This is a genomic window from Alteromonas sp. ABV4_515 (assembly GCF_056160345.1).
The window spans coordinates 75,400-97,494 of the sequence record NZ_JBSWWZ010000007.1 but is presented as its reverse complement, the minus strand read 5'-3'; the positions used below and the strand labels follow the sequence as shown (position 1 = coordinate 97,494).

21 protein-coding genes are annotated in these 22,095 nt (G+C 47.0%); 7 read left to right on the top strand and 14 right to left on the bottom strand.

Annotated features, from left to right (window positions below):
• Nucleotides 1-3: 3 nt before the first annotated feature.
• Nucleotides 4-960: a TIM barrel protein gene (locus ACXAGX_RS16795; protein WP_474839730.1), complete on the bottom strand. Its 957-nt coding sequence runs from the start codon at nucleotides 958-960 to the stop codon at nucleotides 4-6.
• A 275-nt stretch (nucleotides 961-1,235) separates the two neighbouring features.
• Here ACXAGX_RS16795 and ACXAGX_RS16790 point away from each other — a divergent pair, with 275 nt between their 5' ends.
• Nucleotides 1,236-1,796, top strand: a complete 561-nt coding sequence (locus ACXAGX_RS16790; RefSeq protein WP_474839728.1) for a hypothetical protein — start codon at nucleotides 1,236-1,238, stop codon at nucleotides 1,794-1,796.
• Nucleotides 1,789-4,677 (top strand): alpha/beta hydrolase family protein, encoded by a 2,889-nt coding sequence (locus ACXAGX_RS16785; protein WP_474839726.1) that lies wholly within the window; start codon nucleotides 1,789-1,791, stop codon nucleotides 4,675-4,677. The genes ACXAGX_RS16790 and ACXAGX_RS16785 overlap by 8 nt, the downstream gene beginning before the upstream one ends.
• A gap of 215 nt (nucleotides 4,678-4,892) precedes the next feature.
• Here the strand turns inward: ACXAGX_RS16785 and tyrS are convergent, their stop codons facing one another.
• The 4 genes from tyrS to ACXAGX_RS16765 all read right to left on the bottom strand — a co-directional run bounded on the left by tyrS (nucleotide 4,893) and on the right by ACXAGX_RS16765 (nucleotide 8,091).
• Nucleotides 4,893-6,143, bottom strand: a complete 1,251-nt coding sequence (gene tyrS / locus ACXAGX_RS16780; protein ID WP_474823638.1) for a tyrosine--tRNA ligase — start codon at nucleotides 6,141-6,143, stop codon at nucleotides 4,893-4,895.
• Nucleotides 6,144-6,234: 91 nt separating this feature from the next.
• Nucleotides 6,235-7,035, bottom strand: coding sequence for a LuxR C-terminal-related transcriptional regulator (locus tag ACXAGX_RS16775; protein WP_474822796.1), 801 nt, complete (start codon nucleotides 7,033-7,035; stop codon nucleotides 6,235-6,237).
• A 97-nt stretch (nucleotides 7,036-7,132) separates the two neighbouring features.
• Entirely contained in the window at nucleotides 7,133-7,453 is a 321-nt protein-coding gene (locus tag ACXAGX_RS16770; protein WP_474839724.1) for a BolA family protein, read from the bottom strand.
• A 2-nt stretch (nucleotides 7,454-7,455) separates the two neighbouring features.
• Entirely contained in the window at nucleotides 7,456-8,091 is a 636-nt protein-coding gene (locus tag ACXAGX_RS16765) for an alpha-ketoglutarate-dependent dioxygenase AlkB family protein (protein ID WP_474839723.1), read from the bottom strand.
• A 26-nt stretch (nucleotides 8,092-8,117) separates the two neighbouring features.
• Between ACXAGX_RS16765 and ACXAGX_RS16760 the strand changes: the two genes are divergently transcribed.
• Both ACXAGX_RS16760 and ACXAGX_RS16755 read left to right on the top strand, forming a co-directional pair.
• The gene (locus tag ACXAGX_RS16760) at nucleotides 8,118-9,311 is read left to right on the top strand and encodes a methyltransferase (RefSeq protein WP_474839721.1); all 1,194 of its coding nucleotides are present in this window, start codon (nucleotides 8,118-8,120) and stop codon (nucleotides 9,309-9,311) included.
• Nucleotides 9,312-9,322: 11 nt separating this feature from the next.
• Nucleotides 9,323-9,922, top strand: coding sequence for a peptidylprolyl isomerase (locus ACXAGX_RS16755; RefSeq protein WP_070123767.1), 600 nt, complete (start codon nucleotides 9,323-9,325; stop codon nucleotides 9,920-9,922).
• Here ACXAGX_RS16755 and ACXAGX_RS16750 read toward each other — a convergent pair.
• The 5 genes from ACXAGX_RS16750 to efp form a co-directional block, all read right to left on the bottom strand.
• Nucleotides 9,919-10,467, bottom strand: a complete 549-nt coding sequence (locus ACXAGX_RS16750; RefSeq protein ID WP_474839719.1) for a GNAT family N-acetyltransferase — start codon at nucleotides 10,465-10,467, stop codon at nucleotides 9,919-9,921. The genes ACXAGX_RS16755 and ACXAGX_RS16750 overlap by 4 nt on opposite strands.
• Nucleotides 10,464-11,093 carry a gamma-glutamylcyclotransferase gene (locus ACXAGX_RS16745; protein ID WP_474822781.1) on the bottom strand — a complete coding sequence of 210 codons (630 nt, stop codon included), beginning with the start codon at nucleotides 11,091-11,093 and terminating at the stop codon, nucleotides 10,464-10,466. Before ACXAGX_RS16745 ends, ACXAGX_RS16750 begins: the two co-directional genes overlap by 4 nt.
• 122 nt (nucleotides 11,094-11,215) lie before the next feature.
• The gene (locus ACXAGX_RS16740) at nucleotides 11,216-13,624 is read right to left on the bottom strand and encodes a TonB-dependent receptor (RefSeq protein ID WP_474822777.1); all 2,409 of its coding nucleotides are present in this window, start codon (nucleotides 13,622-13,624) and stop codon (nucleotides 11,216-11,218) included.
• A gap of 164 nt (nucleotides 13,625-13,788) precedes the next feature.
• Complete coding sequence (gene epmA, locus ACXAGX_RS16735; protein ID WP_474839717.1) at nucleotides 13,789-14,769, bottom strand: elongation factor P--(R)-beta-lysine ligase; 981 nt, start codon at nucleotides 14,767-14,769, stop codon at nucleotides 13,789-13,791.
• Nucleotides 14,770-14,825: 56 nt separating this feature from the next.
• Complete coding sequence (gene efp, locus ACXAGX_RS16730) at nucleotides 14,826-15,395, bottom strand: elongation factor P (RefSeq protein WP_070123762.1); 570 nt, start codon at nucleotides 15,393-15,395, stop codon at nucleotides 14,826-14,828.
• 36 nt (nucleotides 15,396-15,431) lie between these two features.
• Between efp and epmB the strand changes: the two genes are divergently transcribed.
• Nucleotides 15,432-16,457, top strand: a complete 1,026-nt coding sequence (gene epmB, locus ACXAGX_RS16725; protein ID WP_474839715.1) for an EF-P beta-lysylation protein EpmB — start codon at nucleotides 15,432-15,434, stop codon at nucleotides 16,455-16,457.
• A 1-nt stretch (nucleotide 16,458) separates the two neighbouring features.
• Here the strand turns inward: epmB and ACXAGX_RS16720 are convergent, their stop codons facing one another.
• On the bottom strand, nucleotides 16,459-16,650 hold the full coding sequence (locus tag ACXAGX_RS16720) for a hypothetical protein (protein ID WP_070123760.1): 192 nt from the start codon (nucleotides 16,648-16,650) through the stop codon (nucleotides 16,459-16,461).
• A 108-nt stretch (nucleotides 16,651-16,758) separates the two neighbouring features.
• On the opposite strand from ACXAGX_RS16720, the gene ACXAGX_RS16715 reads away from it, so the two are divergent.
• Nucleotides 16,759-17,070: a hypothetical protein gene (locus ACXAGX_RS16715; RefSeq protein WP_474822764.1), complete on the top strand. Its 312-nt coding sequence runs from the start codon at nucleotides 16,759-16,761 to the stop codon at nucleotides 17,068-17,070.
• Nucleotides 17,071-17,105: 35 nt separating this feature from the next.
• Here the strand turns inward: ACXAGX_RS16715 and ACXAGX_RS16710 are convergent, their stop codons facing one another.
• Both ACXAGX_RS16710 and ACXAGX_RS16705 read right to left on the bottom strand, forming a co-directional pair.
• Complete coding sequence (locus ACXAGX_RS16710) at nucleotides 17,106-18,392, bottom strand: hypothetical protein (RefSeq protein ID WP_474839713.1); 1,287 nt, start codon at nucleotides 18,390-18,392, stop codon at nucleotides 17,106-17,108.
• A gap of 84 nt (nucleotides 18,393-18,476) precedes the next feature.
• Entirely contained in the window at nucleotides 18,477-19,148 is a 672-nt protein-coding gene (locus tag ACXAGX_RS16705) for an HAD family hydrolase (RefSeq protein ID WP_474839711.1), read from the bottom strand.
• A gap of 168 nt (nucleotides 19,149-19,316) precedes the next feature.
• On the opposite strand from ACXAGX_RS16705, the gene ACXAGX_RS16700 reads away from it, so the two are divergent.
• Complete coding sequence (locus tag ACXAGX_RS16700) at nucleotides 19,317-20,495, top strand: GGDEF domain-containing protein (RefSeq protein WP_474839709.1); 1,179 nt, start codon at nucleotides 19,317-19,319, stop codon at nucleotides 20,493-20,495.
• 136 nt (nucleotides 20,496-20,631) lie between these two features.
• Here the strand turns inward: ACXAGX_RS16700 and ACXAGX_RS16695 are convergent, their stop codons facing one another.
• Nucleotides 20,632-22,095 (bottom strand): GAF domain-containing protein, encoded by a 1,464-nt coding sequence (locus tag ACXAGX_RS16695; RefSeq protein ID WP_474839707.1) that lies wholly within the window; start codon nucleotides 22,093-22,095, stop codon nucleotides 20,632-20,634.

The window sequence follows — 22,095 nt, the reverse complement described above, 5'->3', positions numbered from 1 at the left end:
TGGTTAGCCTAACGCACTCAAATGGCACAAACCACGTACCGCATCTTCAAACGGTGTTTCCGTTACATCTACTTCCACGTAGCGATATTTCACGTTCTGTTTATTAAGCAGTTTCACAATAGCCGGGAAGTCGCTTTTGCCATCGCCCGGTGTACCAATGCGTGCCATTTCAGGAATGATAAATCGCGGATCGTCAGTAAGCGGCAGTGAGCCATTGTAGTCTTTCATATGACAGCCAATCACGCGGCCTTCGTATTTCTTCAGCATAGCAACAGGATCGTGTCCGGCAGCCGCAACCCAGCCCAAATCTAACTCGATTTTTACCAGTTCAGGATCGGTGTTTTCCATCATGATGTCGAAAATAAGCTGGCCATCCACTTTATCAAATTCAAAATTATGATTGTGGTAAGCAAACTTAAAGCCCAAATCCTTCATGGTTTGGCCACGTTTATTTAAGCGTGCCGCAATGGCTTTTACTTCTTCAACCGTTGAAGGCTGGTTCAACGTCACTTTGCCATCAGCAAAGCTTAAAAACTCACCCGCCATCGGTTCGATAAAGTAGTCGATATCCAGCTTTTCACCCATTTCACGAATGTAGTCGATATCTTCCAAATCTGAATTGATATGAACGGATGGCACGCTGAGTTTATATTCTTTCAGCATTGCCGCCATGTCATCGACACTCAAACCAAACAGCGGCGCACCTTCAGCGGTAACCGAGCCACCAACGCCAAACAGTTCAAGTTGCTTAAAGCCCGCTGCAGCCAGCTTTTTCACCGTGCCTTTGAAGTCTTTCGCCAGCATGTCACGTACCATGTACATCTGAATGCCGTAAGGACGGGTACCCGTAGCACCACAGCCTGCGGTCATAGAATGCGCCATTGCGCCCGGCACGGCCATCAAACCCGCTACCGCTGCCCCAGCTTTCAAAAAGTGTCGACGTGAAAGTGACGATGTCATGTTTGTTTCCCTTATCAATAACTCTGCACTTAAGTGCCACTTCGGCCATGCGCAAAGAAGTTAATTAAATGTTATCAATGTATAGATTGCCTACATTAGTGACATCGATATCATTTTACAACTGTTGTTTTGCGAAATTCCGATAAATGGCAGAGAAAAGGGGTTTATGGCAGATGACTACTGGTACAACTAAGATTTTGCTAGCCAATGTTGAAAGTTGAGATACCTCTAACCCACTGATATATTGACCGTTCAAAAAACAAATGGATAGCAGTATGCAAGGAAGATGTTTTAAGTGGTTTGTTGTAATTTTCGCATTATCCACATTAGTGACGGGCTGTGGCTCAACAAAAATTTCAGCTCAAAAACAGGATGATGACCGCTTGACGACGAATCAAGATGGTTACCTGTTGATTGGGTTAGTAAACAATTACTCTCTAGATGCTCTTTATATATGGGGAGATACCGATCTCCAACTTACAGAGGAAGACCTCTCTGCCGGCGAAAACTATATTCTCGTCCCCATCCCTTCTGGTAATTATCAACTTGGCCAGATTAATTACAATTATTATTTCAGAACAAAACTCGATGATGATATCTGGCGATTTACTATTGCGCCCGGACAAATCAATTATATTGGCCACCTAACCGTAAATCGGCCGAATTACTGGTTTTTCAGCAACAACATAGAATTGAAAAACAGAGCGGCAAGTGCGCGACTATTCATGGAAAAGTACTTTCCTAGTGTACTTAGCGAGCGTAAATTAACTTATGCCGGCCCCGGCGAGGATAAGTTTTTCGATTATATCGCGCAGTTGGAGGCCAGCAATGAATAAGTATCTGCTCATTTTTCTGTGCTTGTCGTTCAGTGCTGTGGCGCAAATACAAGAAAATAAAATAGAAAGCCCTGTACCCGCCTCAAAAATATTCTCTAATCAGCAGTATCGTTCACCCAGGCTTTCACCAGATGCAAGCTATGTGGCCGTGTTTGAATATAATGATGGTAGCCCTCGCGTTGGCCTCATTGAACGTGAGTCAGACAACTTCATTCCGGTAGCGGACCTGGGTGAAGGCGGCCAGCTGATCAATCATTTCTGGCTCTCCGCGAACAAGTTGTATCTTGAGGTATCAGTAATCGCAAAAGAGCGGCGTATTGAAGCAACGACCATCATTGAAATAAACGTTAATGATGATGGCATGCCGTCGTTATCGCCCCACCAAATTCGTCAACCCGGATATGTACTCGGTCGCGCTCACTCTGCTTCCGAGAAACTCGTATTTGCGCATAAACCTCCAGAAGGTAAAACCAGAATATTTGTCACAGATCCCATGGCGTTAACCCAAGTCGATTGGCAAAGCGAGGACGAAATTGACGGACTCATTGATGAGTCAGTCTTTTATTTCTATGACTCACCATCAGACCAATTGCTCAGTTTAAGTTACGACAGTGAAGCTTCTACATTTTCAATGAAATACCGCACTTTGCGTGGGACGCAATGGCACACGTTGCTGGAAGATTTTAACACTGAATATAGCTTTAAACCCATGGGGTTTATCGACGAGAACAACCTGGCCGTACTCAGTGACATATCTACCGACAAGATTGCACTGTACCGGTATAACATCCCCACAAAAACCTTTGGCGAAGTATTATACGAGCACGAAAGCTACGACCTGCTATCTGCCGAAGTCAATTATGAAACAGGAGAACCGACTTCTGTTACGTACTATAAAGGTGGCGAACTCACCGTTGAATACCTTAATTCCGTACACAGTTACCGACAGTCTGTACTGAATGCTAACTTAAATAGACGCAATGCTATTCTGGTTGATTATAGTGCCGAAGCGGATGTGTATGTTGTTGCAGCCTACGCCCCTGATGCGCCAGCCGATCTCTACGTTTACGATGTACAGAACAAAGTCGCAAGCTTACTGTTTTCCGTTCAACCTGATTTAGATGAATATCGCTTCTCTGCAGCACAACTGCTCACTTTTGAATCCTCATCGAATCAAATTGAGTCTTACTTTTATCCCGCAGTTGGTGAGGACAACAATACACTTTTGGTAATGCCTCACGGTGGACCGATTGGTGTACGCGACACGGCCGACTTCAACCGTGTTGTACAGTTTTATACCACCCGCGGATATGCCGTTTTACAAGTCAACTTTCATGGTTCATTTGGCTTCGGCAAGGCTTTCAGAGAAGGCGGCGTTGGCGAGTTTGGCCAGCAAATAGAACGTGACATCGTGCAGGCTATTTCACAACTTGAACAACATCACTCTTTTGAAAATAGCTGTGCTATGGGAGCCAGTTACGGTGGCTATTCAGCGCTTATGCTCAGCATTCTACATCCAGATCTAGTGGATTGCGTAGTAGCGCGATTCGGCATATATGACTTGCCACTGGTTTTTAATCAAAGCAACGTGAAAACCAGCGAAGAATGGTTAAAGAAAGTTGAAAATACAATTGGGGAATACGATGAGAACCTGTTCGATATTTCTCCCCTATATTTGGCAGAAAAAATCGCTAAACCCTTATTGCTTACAGCAGGCTACGAAGATGATGTTGCAGCATTCGAACATACTCAACGTTTGGATTATGTGCTGACCAAGCTCGGAATTCCTTTCGAACGGGCTTACTACAAACATACCGGTCACGGCCATTCAATTTGGAGTGGCGATCAACACGAACATGTATTGATTGACGACTTTATCCGCCGCCAATTATCGATTCCTCCACTACCTATTAAAACGGTCAACAAAGCGCAGCAAAAGTTACTCGCTGAGGATTTGCTTTTAGTGGCGAATGGTTTCTCAAGAGATAATCGCGTAGATAAAGACGAAAAAAGAGCGGCTTATTTTTATGAGCAAGCCGCAACTACCGGCCAACCTGAGGCATTATTACAGCTCGCACTAAGCCAACTCTCTGCGAAAGAATCCGTGTCATCAATACCGGATACCATTGCGCTGCTTAAGCAGGCTGCTGAGTTAGGGAATGCTGATGCGGCTTATCAACTCACTTACCGGTATCTGTTCGATTATAGATTCGGTGCACCACAGCCTTTGCTGGCTAAAACATTTCTCGATAAATCCATCGCACTAGATAACAGTTACCGTACCACGCTGCTAACGCAATTTTGGGATTGCCTCTGGACAAAAGGAGGAACGAAACAGTGTTTGTCTGCAATGAAGTCGGTGCCGAAAGCTCAAGATGATCAATACCAATACTTATTTAAAAACATTGTTGCTGAACTCGTAACCAGACTTGAGGGCGATAGCGATAGTATTGAAGTATTAATGAAGGAATACGCCAATATTGCGCCTAGCAGCACACTCATTGATAAAATCGAAAGTGGCCTATTCAGCAAACTGGCAAATGGTGAGGAAGCTTTCAGCTCTGTTGAAGGTTTATCTTTGCAGCCGGGAGACCGAGTAGCCATCGACTATAAACTTTCCACCAGCAATATGTTTAGAGCCGCCGATCAACCGCTTGGTGTGGTTATTGAATGGCACGGTGTAAAAGCAAATGGCGAAGTCAGTATATTAGAGCGCACATTTTTTTATAACTACCCACGCTACCATTCTATACTCAGAAAAACACGTTTCCATAGTTCCCATGTTTTAGATACATACAATCAGCAGTTTACCGACATCAAGGTAGTGCTGAAAGACATCTATAACAAGCCGCAGCTTAGCGAAACCTTTAATTTGCACTAGGTGAATTTGAGAGGGCACAATCTAGCAGAGGCTACCAGGGGAACTTGAAGTTCCTTAGGAAGTGGACCTTCCTCCTGGTTATATCTCAAGCAAACTCATTAAATCGGGGCATTCAGCGAACTCAGGAATGCCCTTTGCAACACTTTACTCTTCAGTAACTTAGAGCAATGACATCAATTTTTGACGAAGAAATAAGTATATTTTTATCAGCCGCTCTATTTGCGTTTAATTAAGCAAAAATACTTTTTACCGCGCTGAAGTAGCCAGTATTCGTCAAAAAGTGGAAAACCCAGCCGCGCATTTCCGGATATAACTTTCTCACCGTTAACGCTAATAGCTTTATCTTCGATGAGCTCTCTAGCAATACGTCTTGACTTAGCAAACCCTGATTCGATTAACAGTTCGACAAGGTTTAGTTGAGGTGTCTCAATTGTACGCATTCCATCTAACTCTAGCTGTTTTATTTCACTGTAGCTGAGCTTCTCAACCCCACCTGTAAATAATGCTTCCGTTATGCGCTCTGCGCTTTGAAGCCCAGCCTCACCATGCACAAAACGTGTAATGTGTTGCGCAAGGATCTTTTGTGATTGGGGTTTGCCCTGGGCCTTTTTATCTTCCCATTCGAGTTTATCGATTTCATCACAAGGAAGGAGTGTGTAATACCGAAGGAGATTAAACACATCGGCATCGGATGTGGATAACCAAAACTGATAAAACATGTATGGTGAGGTTTTTTCTGGATCAAGCCAAATGGTTCCACTTTCTGTCTTTCCGAATTTCGTACCGTCTGATTTGGTTATCAAAGGTAAAGTCAAACCAAATACTTGCTTGCGATTTTGACGACGAGTGAGGTCAATACCACTGACGATATTTCCCCACTGATCATTGCCTCCGATTTGTAAGCTGCAATCATATTCTCGATTCAGTACTGAAAAGTCATAGGACTGGAGTAAATTGTAGCTAAACTCGGTAAAGGTAATGCCTTGTTCTGGCCTTTTCAAACGTTGCCTTACAGACTCACGGCTTATCATAGTATTAATTGAAAAATGCTTACCAATATCGCGAAAAAAATCGATAACGTTAATATTACTCATCCAGTCTGCGTTATTGACGATTGTCACTGGCTCGCTTAGATGCGGCGCTAACAGCTGTTCAATTTGATTGATGAGAGCATTGACCCACCCTGCAACCTTTTCTGCAGAATTCAAACTACGCTCTTCCGCTTTAAAACTTGGATCGCCTATCATGCCAGTAGCCCCACCTATCAGTGCTATTACATGGTGGCCGGCATCTTGGAAGCGTTTAAGCATAATCAGTGGAACTAAATGTCCAATGTGTAAGCTACCTGCAGTAGGATCGAAACCGCAGTACACCGTTTGTGTCCGATTAAGTTGTTGCTCTATTTGGTCTAAATTACTGGCTTGAGCAATTAGCCCGCGCATCTGTAGTTCTTGAATTAATGTCATCACTAAGGTCTCGTCCGTATGAATAATGTGATGTACAGACTACGAGTCGAAACTTTTTCCTGATATATCCTTAAAGGGACAAAAGCTCAAATTAGTGAGTAATTATATGGTTAAGAAAAATTTGGAAAAGCTCACTGAGAGATGACACCCTAAGCTGGGTATAGATGCGCTTGCGGTGGTTTTTCACTGTTCCTTCCGCAATAGCTAATTGCACAGCAATTTCTTTAGAATCAAGCCCTTTTAATATTAAGCGGACAATTTGTTTTTCTCTTTTTGAAAGTAATCCATCGCCAAAAGTAAGCAGGCCATGCTCAAGCCACTCCCGTCTTTTTAAGGAGTAAGACTCCGGCGATAAGACCGGTTCAGCGAGTAAAAACTCTTTTTGTTTCCAGTGTTGCTGACAAAGCGATTGGATGACAGAGAAATATGACCTTAAGGTTTCGATGTTTGACAACGAAAATGGTTTACCCTTTTGGGTAGAGCCTAGATAAATAGCTACCCAGCGACTTGGTTCAACCTCTATAAGTATACATAGCTCATCTTCCCAGCCCGTTTGCTGGTAGAACTGATTGATATATGTTTGATAATCAGTATCTAGCCTGATTACGTCTTTTAATAAGAAAACGCCTTGCTGTTCAACGGAAGTTAAATGCTTATGAAATGGATCATTCTGAAAAGCGTTTGTGATGTAGCGCTCGAAAAGCAATTCTCGATTACTCTTGATGGAATCGTACAGATAAATTGGATGCTTGCCATTACGTAAACCAAGAATCACTGCGCAGTCGTAACTCACTACCGAATCGAATAACGCCATCAATGCAGAGGTAAAATTTGTTGATTTTAGAGACGATATGACATTAGCAAGCAGGCTATTAATTTGTGATTCTGGCATAACACCCAAAACGAATAATCAAGACTTTCAATTTCCCGTAGCTACCATAAATGCGCAAAGTTAAACCTAACCGCTGGATGGGTGAAACCAAATGCCTCTACCCCAGCTTACTGCCGCCGAGGCAGTTTGGTGAGGCGTTTACGCTGCCGCCTCTGGCTTCCCATTCTTCTGGTGTGTAGGTGTGCATCGCTAACGCATGTACCGGGCCTTGTATGGCTTCGGCCAGCAAACCGTTTACTTTCTGGTGGCGGGGTACCCGGCGCACGTTTTCAAAATCGCTGGTGACTACAGTAACTTTAAAGTGGCTTTGCGCGCCCGGTGGTACATTGTGCATATGACTTTCATCCAGCACTTCCAGGTACACAGGCGACAGGGCTTCTGTTAATTGCTGTTCTATAAAGGCTTTTACGTCAACCATGATTACTCCGGTGTAGCAGGATAAATATAACGAAATGTAAGGTTGATTCTACCACCGATACTACGGCTCGTCTTGTTGATACCGTGCAGATAAATACGCTGGGTATCACCGCGCATTATTAGCAAAGAGCCATGTTCCAGATTAATGCGTGTGGTTTCTTTCGTTTGCTTGTGGCGGAATATAAAGGGGCGCCCTTCGCCCAGGGTTAATGAAGCAATAACCGGTTGCACGCCCAATTCAGGTTCATCATCGGCATGCATGCCCATGCTGTCTTGTCCGTGTCGATACCAGTTTGCAAGTACGCTGTTAAAGCGGCAACCGGCTGTTTTTTCGCAGCGCGAACGCAGGTTTTGCAATTCCGTTGTCCATTCCTTGGGCACCATGGTGAGTCCAGAGTAGGTGTATTGGGTGGTCAAATCACCATACCAGGCCTGCAGGCGGGGAATTTTCACCGGCTTGCCAAACAGTTTAATGGTATCCTGTGACCAGCTTAATGATGATGCCAACGCATGATAAAACGCAGTGGCCTCTTTATCTGCTAGCCAGCGGGGCATGTAAACCACATCAGCCCCCGGCAGCGGAATAATTTGAGGCTGCGAAGCGTGTTCACTGTCATCATCGAAAAATGAAAATTGCATAAACCTGGAACCTGTTAACCATACCCATGAGCGACAACACCGTTTTCGCATTTCGCGACCGCAAACTTAAACTTATCCGCCACCCCGCCAAACACCAGCATGTGAGTTTGCAGGCCTGGGACAGTGCAGATGAGCTGATTATTGATCACATTGCTGAAACCCAGTCTTCATCTTTGGGCAAATGTATCATATTCAATGACGATTTCGGGGCGCTGGGTTGCTGGTATGCCGAGCAGTCGCCTCACTGGGTGTCAGATTCGTGGATTTCGCACCGTTCGCTGGAAGATAATCTGGTGGTAAACGGCTTCGAAGAAAGCCTTTCTGCGGAAGGTTTGGTAAGTGCGCCTGTAATTGCTGCAGACTGTCTGGCCGCGCTGCCAGATAAACCCGATACCATCGTGTTGAAAATCCCTCGGGCACTGGCATTGCTTGAGCATCAGCTAATTATGTTGCAACAAGTCATTACACCTGACACGCGCATCATTGCTGGGGCGAAAGCAAAAACCATCACGAAAAACGTGTTGGAACTGTTCGAGCGTTATATTGGCGAAACGAAAACGTCGTTAGCAAAGAAAAAGTCTCGCTTAATTTTTTCTACACCTGATTCCGCCAAGCTCAACGTCCCTGCAACATCGCCTTACCCGACTCGTTGGTCCGTTCGTACTCAAAACGGTTTAAATGTGTCTGTGGCAAACCATGCGAATGTGTTCTCCCGCCAATCGCTGGATATCGGTGCCCGTTTCATGTTGGAACACATGAATGTGACCAACAATGAGCGTGTTATTGATCTTGGCTGCGGTAACGGCGTGCTTGGGCTCAACGCGCTCTCGCTGGCCCCGGAAGCCCGCATTACGTTTGTTGATGAGTCTTTCATGGCCCTGGCGTCGGCAAAGCTGAATGTGCAAGAAAATTTTCCTGATGCGCTGGAGCGCTGTGAGTTTGTGCCCTCGAACTGTCTTGATGCAACAAGGCAGCGTGGCGACGGCGGTTATAGCAAGGTATTCTGCAATCCTCCATTCCACCAGCAAAATGCCATTACCGATCATATTGCCTGGCAAATGTTTACCGACGCTAAAGATTGTCTCGCCCGTGGCGGCCATCTTGTGGTGGTAGGCAACCGCCATCTTGATTACCATATAAAATTAAAGCGGATCTTCGGCGGCGTGAGTCAGCTTGCCAGTCACCAGAAGTTCGTGATTCTCAACTCAGCTAAACGTTAAGGGAGTTCACTATGTTACGTACGTTGTTTCTGGCTTTAGTGCTGATCACCACCTCTGCGGTGGCTGCGAAAAAAGAAAAAGACGGTTCTCATGTTCAGCCAGATAACTACTATCCGCGGGTTAAAATGGAGACCTCAGCAGGCGATGTAATCGTAGAACTTTATCGCCGCCGCGCCCCCATTACCGTAAATAATTTTCTGCGTTATGTTGATGCAGGCAGTTACAACAACACGGTGTTTCATCGCATTGTGCCCGGCTATATTGTGCAAGGCGGTGGCTACGATGTGGAATATGGTGAAAAGCCAGAATACGATCCGATTTTTAATGAGTCGGGCAGCGGCATGAAAAACAAAATGTACACCATATCGATGGCACGTCAGAACAACCCGCATTCGGCTACTCGTCAGTGGTTTTTCAATATGAATGACAACAGCAACCTGGACCCGGGACGGGACTGGGGTTACTCGGTATTCGGAATGATTGTTGAAGGCGAAGCGGTTATTGAGAAAATGATGGAAGTAGAACTCGATTATCAGCCTGCTATTGGTGAAGTCAATTCGCCCAAAGAGCCTATCATTCTGAAAAAAGTGACGGTGCTTCCACCGGTTTAAGTCACAAATGAATAAACCCGCGCCCCGTTAATCAACGGGGGCGTTTTCATTTCCAGCCAGAAAAACTGTTGCCCGCGAATGCCCGGCATAAACAGTTCGCCTTGTCTGCTAAAGCCCAACTTTCTAAGCAGTTTCTGCGAATCATGGTTTTCACCATGGGTCATGGCAGTGAGGTAGTCCACGCATAACTGCTCACGGGCAAATGCAATAACCGCCTCGCAGGCTTCGACACCCATTCCTTTTCCCCTAGCTTCAGGTAATAACGCAAAACCTAAATCAGGCGCAGAGAACAGCCCGCGGTTAATTAACCCGCACATGCCAAGGGCTTTACCCGTTAATCGATCTTCAATAGCGAACAAACCGTAGCCGTGGGTATCGAAATGCTTCATGGCATTGTCGATATAAGTAGTGGCTTCGAGCAAGGTGTTCACGCCACGGTTACCAATAAAACGCAACCACAGTGGGTCGTGGTTAAGTGCATAGATCCAAGGTTCATCGCCATGTCGGGGTTGGCGTAAATCTAATTGTGAGGTAGACAGTTTCATAGCAGCGCCCCCAGAATGGTGTCAATGATGTCACGATGTGCCGGTGAGACCTTAGCGGCACGTGGGTATTGTGGATCGCGCCTGTCATCTATCAGATGCTGATTCCAGTGTCCGGTTTGCTCGACAAACGTTTTGGCGGCTTCTTCGCCCCCCGCTTCCAGGCAGCCAACCATACACGTATCGACATAAGACCGATGAATGGGATAATTGGCTTCTGCCGGGTAGCTAGCCAGCGAACGACAAATATAGACTCGCTTTTCCCCGAGAAAATCTCGTAAAGCCTGGGCGGATTGCGCTGGTAGAAGAGTCGAAATTTGTGTTACTGGAACCTGCTCGAATTGATAGTCTCTTTCGCGGTCGGCAAGGGCGGGATCGATATCTGTAGCAATGAGCTGCGCATTCAGGCAACCCTGAGCGCCAGGCAACGCACCCACATACGTTTGTTGTTCTTCCAGACTGCGCGTGATCCAGGCTCGGGTATAACCAGCAACCTGTACCAACAGACCTTGATGCTCGATATTAGAGAAACGACGACGGCTGTCACTGCTCATCAGGCTACCGTAGCCGAGTATCAGTGGCTTATTCTCCGTAGCCCGCATCCACGATGTTAATTCTGAAAACTGCAAAAAAACTCCCGCGATGGAAAACCATAACGGGAGCCAGTATAGCGATTAGTGAACCGGCCTTCACGTAAATACGAAGGATGGATTTACGGGAACACACATCACCCGGTTCACATGCCAGTGACTTAAAACACAGCGCGTACGCCTACAGAGAAGTTGCGGCCCGGTAGCGGTGCCAAATCTTTCAGGAATGAAGTATGTACACGGGCCTCTTCATCAGTGATGTTATCTGCACGGGCAAATAAAACCCAATCGACCCCAGCTGAGGCGATATCGTATTCCACACTGGCGTTTAACAGCGTGTAGCCATCGGTAGCCGTTTCGTAAGGCGCGGTTTTGGTTTGCTCGTCATACCATTCAACGCCCACTTCACCACCGAGCGACTGCCCCTGATAACGCAAGGTCGAGCCTAAACGTAACGGTGGAATACGCGGTAAATCTTCATTATCGAGCTTGGCACGAATATAGTCGCCATAGGCTTCTATGCGCCACTCGTCTGAAATGTTGTAGAACACTTCCGCTTCGAAGCCGTAGAGATCAGCGTCAGACTGCTGGAAGTAATACACCGGTGTGCCTTCTTCTTCCTCGTGTTCGTGCTCGGCTCCTTCTTCAGCCAATTCCTCTTCATGTTCTTCAGAAATGGCCACTAATCCGGTGCCGCTTTCGTAAATGTAGTTGTCTACCTGGTTGTAAAACAGCGACGCGGTATAACCCCAATCCCCGTTGAATTTGCGGAACGTTAAATCCAGGTTGGTGCTGACTTCTTCGTTCACATCGCGCAGCGTGTCAGACAGTTCACCTTCATCATCTAATTGATAAACCAAACCCACTTCGTACGTGCGGGTGGCAATATGCTGACCACCAGAGAAAAGCTCTTGCTGGCTCGGCGCACGTTCATTGCGGGACAACGTTAACGCAGCAGAATAACCAGGCTGGTATTCCCAGTTTGCCCCGGCAGACAATGATACGCTGGTAAAGTCATAGTCCGGGAAGTTGAACGTCAGCGCTTCTTCATGTTCTTCTTCCTCATGCTCGTGTTCCTCTTCATCGAGGTGTTCAACATGAAGCTCTACGGTGGCATCGTCGGCATCGTATGAGGTGTTTTCCAAGCGTCCGCCTAGCTCAAAGGTCACATCGCCAACCTTCTTCTGTTCAATTAGGAACAGCGCCTGCGTATCCGTTGTTGTTGGCGGTGAAAAGGCTTCTTCCCCAATCGCTTCGTAGTCGCTGTTTGTCAATTGCATACCAAACACGCCGTGCCAGCCTGCAATACCAGTGTGCGCGATGGTCAATTTGGCATTCACGCCTTCATTGTTAAACTGGGTACCGATTTCGCCATCTTCAATTTCAACATGACTGTAATCGGTGTAAGCGGCAGCAAAACGAATATTATCGATACCGTCAGTGGGTGAATGCCATTCGCCGGCCAATTGATAGCGTGTCATGTCCACATCAATTTTAGTGCCCTCTTCGGCGCCTTCCTCTTCTGCGGCTTCTTCCTCTTCTTCCTCATGATGATGGTGGTGGCCCGGCACGCCGTACAGGTTATCGAGCTTTTCTACTGAGAAGCCAATGTAGCCTTCATCCTGGATGTAGCTAATGCCCGCATTGAAGTCTGTGGTATCCATGTCTGTGCTACCCAGCGTACCGTAGGTAGCATCGTCATCAGGTTCAGCTTCAGAATAACCAGGAATATCAATGTCATCGGTCTTACGCTTGAATCCATCAAAATGGAATGCCACGTTGTCTTTGCCTGTGGTGACATCCACTTTGCCAAATTTGCCGTTGTCCACGGTGCTGTAACGCAGTTCGGCTTCCCCTTCTGTGCCGTAAGGCATTTCTTGCGGAATACGTTTATCTACCACGTTGACCACACCACCAATGGCACCCGAGCCATATTGCAACGTTGCCGGGCCACGTAACACTTCCACCTGTGTCGCACTCGAGGTACTTGCTGCCACGTTATGATCAGGACCAATGCGCGATACATCGCCAACATCCAAACCATTTTGCACAATCTTCACACGGGGGCCACCAGCACCACGGATCACCGGACTGCTCGCCACCGGACCAAAATAAGAAGAATGCACACCCGGCATAGATTTCAGGGTTTCACCTAAAGTGGGCTCTTGCTTGCGGCGTAACTCTTCTCCGCTGAGCACAGAAACCGGCGTTACGCTTTCGAGTACGGATGTTTGCATAGCGGTGGCGGTTACCACGATATTTTCTACTGATGCTGGTGCCAGCGTAAAATTCAGTTGTTGATTGCCAGAAACTGGCCCTAAATCTTTATCACCGTGGAGGTATTTGCTTGAAGACACATGAACATGTACATCCTTAGCGCTAATATCGGCCATGGTGTAAACGCCATTTTCATCCGTTAGCACGGTTCTACGCGAACCTTCTACTGACACCTCTGCGCCTTTAATTGGCGCACCTGACTCGTCGGTCACTTTACCTGTTATTGTCGTGGCGAACGCGCCACTACTGAACGCCGCTAGCACTGCTGCAGCAAGTAAGGAAGTTTTATACATGGAAATTTTCCGTCAACTACTTTTGGACTGTGGTGATGTTATAACATTTTCAACGGAAAGCAGCCGGAGGTCAATCCCTGTTCAACGCTGATAGCAGCATGTTATCGATGATATAACATTACACTATCAAGATATTGTTAGCCCTTCAGCACAAACTAATCAAATTAGGCCCGGGAAACCGGAAAAGTGATTACGTCTTGTATATGAGAAGCACCCAGTTTGAGCATCAATAAGCGATCGATACCGAGTGCCACACCGGCACAGTCGGGTAGTCCTGACGCCAGTGCGGAAAGGAAATGTTCATCTACGGGTAAAGGAGGTAAGCCAATTTCCTCACGTTTTACATTGTCGGCAAGAAAACGCTGGCGCTGCTCACTGGCATTCGCAAGTTCATAGAAACCATTAGCCAACTCAACGCCTTTAAAATACACCTCAAAGCGATCTGCTGTGCGTGGGTCGTTTAAATTAACTTTCGCGAGTGCAGCTTGTGATGCTGGAAAGCCATAGACAAAACAAGGTGAATGGACACCAATCACTGGCTCGATGTATAAACTGAAAAGTAGTTGCAGCAGCGTATCGGCATCGTCCGGAAGCCCGGCATTCATATCCAGGCCACACTCAATGGCTTTTTGTTGCAGCACCTCTACCGATGCCGTTAATGGGTCGACCGATAGCTGGCGTATAAACACGTCCTGATAACTGATCTTTTCTGCCGGAGCGGTATTCAACGTGGCCTGCAACAGTTCATCCATCTCCGCCATCAGTGCGTGGTGGTCGAATCCGGTACGATACCATTCCAACATGGTAAATTCCGGATTGTGAAACCGCCCTGCCCCTTCGTGGCGAAACGCTTTGCAAATCTGATAGATAGAATCACTGCCCGCGCACAGCAAGCGCTTCATTGCATATTCTGGCGAGGTTTGCAGGTACAGCATTTCTGGTTTGCCTGTTTCGCTGTGAGAAAAAGCACTGGAAAAGGCTGCAAGATGCACGTCGGTAACGGTGCCGTGGCTTAACAGTGGAGTATCGACTTCCAACACATCGCGCTGATAGAAAAATTCGCGAATGGTGCGTAACAGTGCCGCGCGTTGGCGCAGGTTATCGAAGGCGGCGGTGGGCTGCCAGGCGTCAGAAGGTGTTTGCATAAGCGGGAGCTTGAAGTGAAAAAAGCAGACGGCGCAAGCGCGCCGTCAGGAATTGCTTATTTTTGTGCGCGTGACACGTATTCGCCAGAGCGCGTGTCCACACGGATCACTTCGCCTGTCTGTACGAACAGAGGAACACGAACAACAGCGCCGGTAGACAGCGTTGCTGGTTTACCACCGGTACCTGCGGTATCGCCTTTCAGGCCAGGATCCGTTTCGGTAATTTCCAGCTCTACGAAGTTAGGCGGAGAAACAGTGATAGGCGCGCCATTCCACAACGTGATGGTGCACACATCATTCTCTTTTAACCATTTAACGTTTTCGCCAACCGCTTTTTCATCTGCCGCGATTTGTTCGAATGTATCGTTATTCATAAAGTGGTAGAATTCGCCGTCGGTGTACAGATAGGCCAATTCCGTATCCATCACGTCAGCGCCTTCTACTGTTTCACCAGAGCGGAACGTTTTTTCAAGGACTTTACCGGAAATAAGTTTACGGATTTTAACGCGGTTAAATGCCTGACCCTTTCCTGGTTTTACGTATTCGTTTTCAAGAATGTTACAAGGTTCGCCGTCAAGCATGATCTTGAGGCCGCCTTTGAATTCGTTAGTGCTGTAAAAAGCCATATTTTTCTCTGCCAATACATAAGGTGTAAATACGAAGTGGCGCAAATAATACCTAAAAATAGGCTGTCTGTAGAGACAAACTGGCAAAAAGATCTTGCAATGGCGTTTACTCGCCCGGAAGACCTGTTGAACTACCTCGATCTCGATACTGAGCACCTTGGTCACCACGGTGCTGCCAGACGATTATTTCCCATGCGTGTTCCCCGCCACTTTGCATCATTGATGGAGAAAGGCAACTGGCACGACCCTTTATTGCGCCAGGTGATGCCGCTGACAGATGAGTTTGAAGCAGCCCCCGGTTACAGTGCTGATCCGCTGGAAGAGCACGACACGGCTGGGAAGGGGCTACTACACAAATATCAAAGCCGGGTTTTGCTGATTGTGCGTGGCGGCTGTGCGGTGAACTGTCGCTATTGTTTCCGTCGTCATTTTCCCTACGCTGAAAACGCGGTGAGCAAACGGGAGTGGACGGAAGCCCTGGCGTACATTGCTGCCGATAAAAACATCAACGAAGTGATTTTCTCTGGCGGCGATCCACTCATGGCCAAAGATGACCACTTGAGCTGGCTAGCCAATAAAATAGCGCGCATTCCCCACGTGCGTCGCTTGCGTATTCACACCCGCTTACCCGTAGTGATGCCAGAGCGGCTCGATAGCGCGTTTGTTAACTGGATAAGTGAGCTGCCCATACCGGTTATCATGGTACTGCATGCTAACCACGCCAACGAATTCAGTGCATTATTATCAGAACGCCTTAACCTGCTGCGCAAGGCGGGCGTCACGTTACTTAATCAGTCGGTGTTGCTTAAAGGGGTGAATGATTCTGAAGATGCCTTGGTTGATTTACAAGAAGCGTCTTTCCAGGCAGGGGTAATGCCGTATTATTTATTTCAGTTAGATAAAGTACTCGGCGCCGCCCACTTCGAGGTGTCCGATGATAAAGCCAAAATGCTGATGGCCGGAATGATAAAGCGCCTGCCGGGGTATCTGGTACCGAAACTCACTAGGGAGATTGGCGGCCAGCCCGGCAAAACGCCTGTCGACTTACAATTACACCCTTAAATCACGCGTAGGTATCTACGTTGGCACCCAACGACGGATTCCCGGATGATGGTTTTGGTACGTCAGCGGCCGATTCCAACAGCTGAAGCGAAGCTTTTCCCTCTTGTTGCTGCTGGCTTTTTGCCAGCTTCAGAGAGGCCAACTCAAGCGACGCACCGGATGTACCAGAGGCACCTGCACCTTGTATATCCATACCAGTTTCCTTTGTTGCTTGTAGCAAGATAAAAAAGTGGGCAGAATTGCCCACCTCTCAGTGTTATCGACCATACTTTAAACAACTTTAGCAGAATTTCGGAGAACCATGCAGGCGATCAACGACCAACTTCAGGACACTTTGCAGACTCTGCACCGTAAAGCCATTGATGCAGATGCATTTCTTGATCAATTACAGCAGTCTCAAAAAGGAAAATTTCAGGCCATTTTTACCGAGGAAAGTGGTTTTGAAACCAGCTCAAAACGATTCTCACCCTATGTCGAAGAAATCGCCAGAGACTGGCAAGCCATTAAAGACAGCGACGAAGCCACATTTAAGGCTGGCCTCGCTCCACTGGTAAAGAAAATTGAGCTGGCTTTAACTACCCTGGCTCAGTTTCAGGCTGTTGGTAAGCAATAACGCCACACATTGGCTGAAGCGATGTTGGCGCTCTGTCAGTTATCTAACTGATAGAGCGCAATAGTAGCAAGACGCGCTTTAATTTTGGCAACCTCATCAAGATAGTCGTTGCTGTCAACGGCACCAAATTTGTCTTCAAACTGGGTTTTCGATAACCCTTCTGCCAACCCGTCTATGGGCGGCATAATCACGCTGTCGTCGTGCATCTCTGACAACATTTTTTGCACTTCCTGGGCAAGCTTGGGCGATGTAGCGACCTCAGCAAATTCTACACCTGCCATATCTGCACTTAGATCAACAAACGAATAACCACTGCCACCAATGGCGCGGTCCATTAACTCTTTGAATTCGCCAATGGCCAGCGTTACACCCTGCTCACTGAGAATTTTAAGCGCTGCCGAAATGAGAAAATGCCGGGCAAGATCGTTCCTGCCGCGGAGCAGTGGCGGTGTGAGTGGTTTTAACGCTTTTTCTGCATCGGGTTGCACGTCACCAACAAAATTCGCTACCCGGTGATGGCCGATAAAAATCGCTAGCGCCAGAATGGCTGCTTTATTATGTTCGGCGGCATTTTCTGGCGAACTGCGCTGTGCTGCGCGCTTCATTGTCAGGCGGATAAAATCGATTGCCGGTTGCGGCGTGTCGGCCAAAGTAATGTCTTGCCAGGCAATGTACTGAAGATAATAAGCCGTCATATCCCGAAGTTCGTCGTCCTGATCCACTGACAGACCATTTTTCACTTCGTTAAGCTGACGCAGAAAGCCATCCATAGGGCGTAATGACACCAGGATTTCTTCATTGCTCATGCTGACTTTTTCTATTTGCTCGCGAGCCTGCGTGGCAATATTACTTTGCGTCCAACGGTTAACAAGCCATTCAGTGAGGCCTACGGCCATGCTGCCGGGAATGTAGAGGTCGCCCACCTTCACTTGCTCAAGCACAAAGGCATTGGCAGGCAACAACGTGGCATCAATATTCAGATAACCGTCGAACAATTCTACCGGAATGGCAATACTTGCCTGCACCCGTGTTGCGTCTGGCGTTACCGATACTTTTCCTCTAAAACCGGCTGTCGCGCGTTGAAGAAACCCGACTATAGCATCCAGTTGTTGCGTGCTTATGGTAATCGTGTGGGCCTGATGCCGGTCTGTCACACTGGATTCCAGTTGCGCTAATAAGTCATGAACGGTGTCGGCATCGGCAACCTGCTCCGCTGCTTTAACATCAACTTTAGGTTCAGTTTCGACCATCAATATCACGATGCTTGTTAGCGCCAACAAACAAAGCAAAAAAAGAATGATCAGACCACGTATTATGCGCAAGAAATTCGCCTTTTTAATTATCAAAGCTCATCGTATTTTTTAAGAATTCGCCAACAAATTCAATGCTACCAATGACTAAACTGCCTAGCGTTCCATCATCCACCAGGCTTGCAAGGACGGATATTGTGCCGTTGCGCCAGAGAAATCGTGCTGCGCAGAATGGCTAGTAGGAATAACCACGCAACCGGCTCCTGCGGCTAGCGCCGAACGCATACCATGTTCAGTATCTTCTACGGCAACACATTCTTGCGGATTTCGGCCCAGCATTTTCATGGCTTTAAGGTAGCAATCCGGAGCGGGTTTACTGTGCTCCACATCCTCAACCGTTACCGTAACTGAAATCATATGCCGAATACCCCGGGCATCCAGAGTTCGTTCCACTGATTGACGACTTCCGCCCGTAACGATAGCCAGTTGGTAACCACTTTGATAACATTTCTTGATGGTGTCGACGGCGTGAGGCATTAACGGGAAGGGTTGTTTAGCGAGGTACGCATTGGTACGCGCATGTTTAATAGCGGCCAATTGCTCAGGTGAAGCGCTTAGCGAAAATGCATTTATCGCATCAACAGCATTTTGTGAAACGGGAATCCCCGCCATGACATCTGCGTAAAACACTTCTGATATTTCTACTCCGTAGTCGCGAAGCACACTTTGCCAGAGTGCAAAATGCACCTGTTCAGAATCAATGAGGGTGCCGTCGTGATCAAACAAAATAGCACGGGTGTTTTTGTTAACTGCGCGTTGACTGGCCATAAATTCCGGCTCCGCTTAATAAGACCTTTAGTTGATATCTACAATACCTGTTTTTTTCACAAATCATTACCCATTCATCGCATTGATATTGAATTGCATCGGGTTATGCATCAGATTATCAACCTGTATCACGGAGTCCGATACGCTTCCCTTCACTTTGGATATCAAATGGATTTGTTAACTCTGACAATCAGCACTGCAATGTTCAGTGCGATGACGGCTGCCGCCCTGGTGTCGCTGTACATCACAAATAAAACGAACAAAGCGATGTGCGATTGGGCTATTGCCGGTGTTCTGTTCTTCGGCTGTAACCTCTCAATTCTTGTATCGACGTTTTTCACGCTTCCCTGGTTGTTATCGCCGGTGCTTTCCAATGTGATGTATATCGCCGCCCACGGATTCATTTTCAGCGGCATTGTTCGACATACTCGCAATGAAAGTGCTTACCTCACCATCGCTTCTATCTGTGCCATGGTGTTTCTGATTCAGTTTGCTCCCCTTGTAAGTGAAAGTGTTACCTTTCGGTTCCTCACTATTCTGCCAATGATGATGGCCTTAAATGGGCTATCGCTTTTTCATCTTTGGCGTTTTAGAAACTCTTCACTGGGAAAAGGATATTGGGCTGCGGGATGCGCACTTTCCCTATTTATTGTTTATACGCTCGTCCATATGGGCATGGTGCTGTCCTACCCGGAAAAACTAAAGTATCTCGGTGATGACATTGTGCAAACAACAAACTTGCTTGCCACCACCTTATACGATGCAGGAATTACGCTTGGGGTGATATTTATTCATGCATGGCATCGTGAAACGACACTTAGAAACCTTTCTCGAACTGATGCCCTTTCAGGATGGTATAACCGTCATGCACTGAACGAATTTGCCACCCGGGAGTTTGCCCGCTGTCAACGCGACAAAACCACGTTTGCTTTTGTGACTTTCGATATCGATTATTTTAAAACGGTAAACGACACCTACGGCCATTTGATTGGCGACCATGCTTTGAAACATATCGCTAGCGTGGCAAAAGACGCCACCCGAGAATACGACTATCATTTTCGCCACGGCGGCGAGGAGTTCGTGTTAATGTTTTCGGGCCTGCAAATCAACGACATTGAAGTCGTCGCTGAAAGAGTGCGTCGTGCAATTCATGCCGCGCCGTTTGTCACCCCCACAGACACCATTCCCCTTTCCGTTAGCTTGGGCATTGCCGCTATGGAGCCGGACGACCTGAATTGGCACGTAGTGCTGGAAAGGGCTGACAATGCGATGTACCGCGCTAAGAAAGGGGGGCGTAACAAAGCCGAACGGTTTAATCAGCACAAACTGTCGCTGGTTAAGGCATAACGAGATGATATGGCCTCAGAAAAAGTAACGCTGCTACACATTGTCCTAGCAAGAAAGCGACTCACTGAGTCGCTTGCTTCATGTTGAAAAACGCCTGCACGACCCCGTTCGTCCAGCCAAAGCCATGTAATTTTTGTTATCTAAGAGTGGGATGTTGCAATCCAAGAATGACTGCGCGAATTTTCTTCGCCATCAGAATATCCAGCTTACTCCATGGAGCGCCTTTGTCACCGGAAGTTTCAGACCACTTTTTGAATGAATTTCGAGGCATAATTAAGCCATTTTCATCTGCTTTTAAGATTGATTTATCGGGATTGCCTGCCCAAACATTTGTAATAACCTCTGCCTGTCGAAGAACCATAGCGGTGATTCCAGAACGCTCAAAGCTCTCGCGCATTACCAGCACACCACGAATGGGAAAGTTCGCTTGTGGCTGCGCAATATATTCGCGAATATCGGTGATATCAGTCACATTCCCGAGTAAATGTTTATCAACTGCATATTTCAACAAGACCAGGTATTCCCGCCAGGATGACAAGCCACAAAATTCATAGTCGTCACCTTGAAACACCACCACCCCTTTGCAGCTAAACATGGTTTTAATTGACTCTGCCAGCAATCTTAATTGTGTATCTTCGTCTGCGTTTGTAAGGACTAGGCTGAGACGACTAGTCGCTGCTTCAGCCATTCGCAACCACTTCAATCGTTCACCCGCAATAAAGGCTCCAAAGCTACTGCTGAAAGAAGCGACTAAACGCTCAGTTTCATTTCGCTGCGTTACGTCAACCTTTAACGGCGTAGGGTGATGACAGGCAATTAATCCCCATAGCTCTCCGGATACAATAACCGGAATAGAAAGCGAAGCTTGCACCTGCATATTGCTCAGATATTCAATATGCACTGGCGAAACACTACGTAAATCTGAATAGGTTAAGTCCGGTACACTTTCTTTCAGACCAACAATATCGACGGCTTCAGACGTTGCATCGGGAATGAGTCGCGAGGGATTCAGAAAATAAAGTCGCCTGGCAATAGCAGGGATGTCTGAGGCAGGGAATTTCAGCCCTTGATATAAGGTGCGATTATCTTTACTGCATTCTGCCACAACTTCGCCAATCCAGCTTTCCTCAAACCGATAAAGCATTACTCGATTAAATGGTAAATATTGATTGATGACAGAAGTTAGATAATTAAAATAATTCGGCTCAGTCCAATCACCCTGCAACGATCGGTATGAGATAGCATCCTGATGTGAATAGCGAGAGGTAGAAGCACTCCGCTCCTGTGATTCAATTTCTACGTTGATCGCGTTGTCAGCACGGATTAATCGAAAATACAACGGTTCACCCGCACTATTGTTCTTGATATCTAATAAGCGAGAGCCAAGAACATCAGGCAAATCAGACAATACTCCCAAAGGGAACCAGGGCAAATCTCTTATCGACTTCCCGAGTATATCTTCGAAAGGCATATCGCAGAACTGGGAAATATTCTTACTGACATGAGTAACCTCGTTTGACGTCGGGTCAATGCGCAAAAAAGCCCCAAAGGGCTGAATCTGCCCTGATAGGTGGAGCTTTTCTGACTCGCATTGTTCCAT

What these genes read in the sequence shown, in the direction of transcription:
- ACXAGX_RS16790 (WP_474839728.1), top strand. Translation starts at nt 1,236, where the DNA reads ATGCAAGGAAGATGTTTTAAGTGGTTTGTTGTAATTTTCGCATTATCC.
- tyrS (WP_474823638.1), bottom strand. Translation starts at nt 6,143, where the DNA reads ATGACATTAATTCAAGAACTACAGATGCGCGGGCTAATTGCTCAAGCC.
- ACXAGX_RS16695 (WP_474839707.1), bottom strand. Translation starts at nt 22,095, where the DNA reads ATGGAACAATGCGAGTCAGAAAAGCTCCACCTATCAGGGCAGATTCAG.
- ACXAGX_RS16705 (WP_474839711.1), bottom strand. Translation starts at nt 19,148, where the DNA reads ATGGCCAGTCAACGCGCAGTTAACAAAAACACCCGTGCTATTTTGTTT.
- ACXAGX_RS16720 (WP_070123760.1), bottom strand. Translation starts at nt 16,650, where the DNA reads ATGGATATACAAGGTGCAGGTGCCTCTGGTACATCCGGTGCGTCGCTT.
- ACXAGX_RS16750 (WP_474839719.1), bottom strand. Translation starts at nt 10,467, where the DNA reads ATGAAACTGTCTACCTCACAATTAGATTTACGCCAACCCCGACATGGC.
- ACXAGX_RS16700 (WP_474839709.1), top strand. Translation starts at nt 19,317, where the DNA reads ATGGATTTGTTAACTCTGACAATCAGCACTGCAATGTTCAGTGCGATG.
- ACXAGX_RS16715 (WP_474822764.1), top strand. Translation starts at nt 16,759, where the DNA reads ATGCAGGCGATCAACGACCAACTTCAGGACACTTTGCAGACTCTGCAC.
- ACXAGX_RS16765 (WP_474839723.1), bottom strand. Translation starts at nt 8,091, where the DNA reads ATGCAATTTTCATTTTTCGATGATGACAGTGAACACGCTTCGCAGCCT.
- ACXAGX_RS16775 (WP_474822796.1), bottom strand. Translation starts at nt 7,035, where the DNA reads ATGCCAGAATCACAAATTAATAGCCTGCTTGCTAATGTCATATCGTCT.
- ACXAGX_RS16760 (WP_474839721.1), top strand. Translation starts at nt 8,118, where the DNA reads ATGAGCGACAACACCGTTTTCGCATTTCGCGACCGCAAACTTAAACTT.
- ACXAGX_RS16770 (WP_474839724.1), bottom strand. Translation starts at nt 7,453, where the DNA reads ATGGTTGACGTAAAAGCCTTTATAGAACAGCAATTAACAGAAGCCCTG.
- efp (WP_070123762.1), bottom strand. Translation starts at nt 15,395, where the DNA reads ATGGCTTTTTACAGCACTAACGAATTCAAAGGCGGCCTCAAGATCATG.
- ACXAGX_RS16740 (WP_474822777.1), bottom strand. Translation starts at nt 13,624, where the DNA reads ATGTATAAAACTTCCTTACTTGCTGCAGCAGTGCTAGCGGCGTTCAGT.
- epmA (WP_474839717.1), bottom strand. Translation starts at nt 14,769, where the DNA reads ATGCAAACACCTTCTGACGCCTGGCAGCCCACCGCCGCCTTCGATAAC.
- ACXAGX_RS16785 (WP_474839726.1), top strand. Translation starts at nt 1,789, where the DNA reads ATGAATAAGTATCTGCTCATTTTTCTGTGCTTGTCGTTCAGTGCTGTG.
- ACXAGX_RS16795 (WP_474839730.1), bottom strand. Translation starts at nt 960, where the DNA reads ATGACATCGTCACTTTCACGTCGACACTTTTTGAAAGCTGGGGCAGCG.
- ACXAGX_RS16755 (WP_070123767.1), top strand. Translation starts at nt 9,323, where the DNA reads ATGTTACGTACGTTGTTTCTGGCTTTAGTGCTGATCACCACCTCTGCG.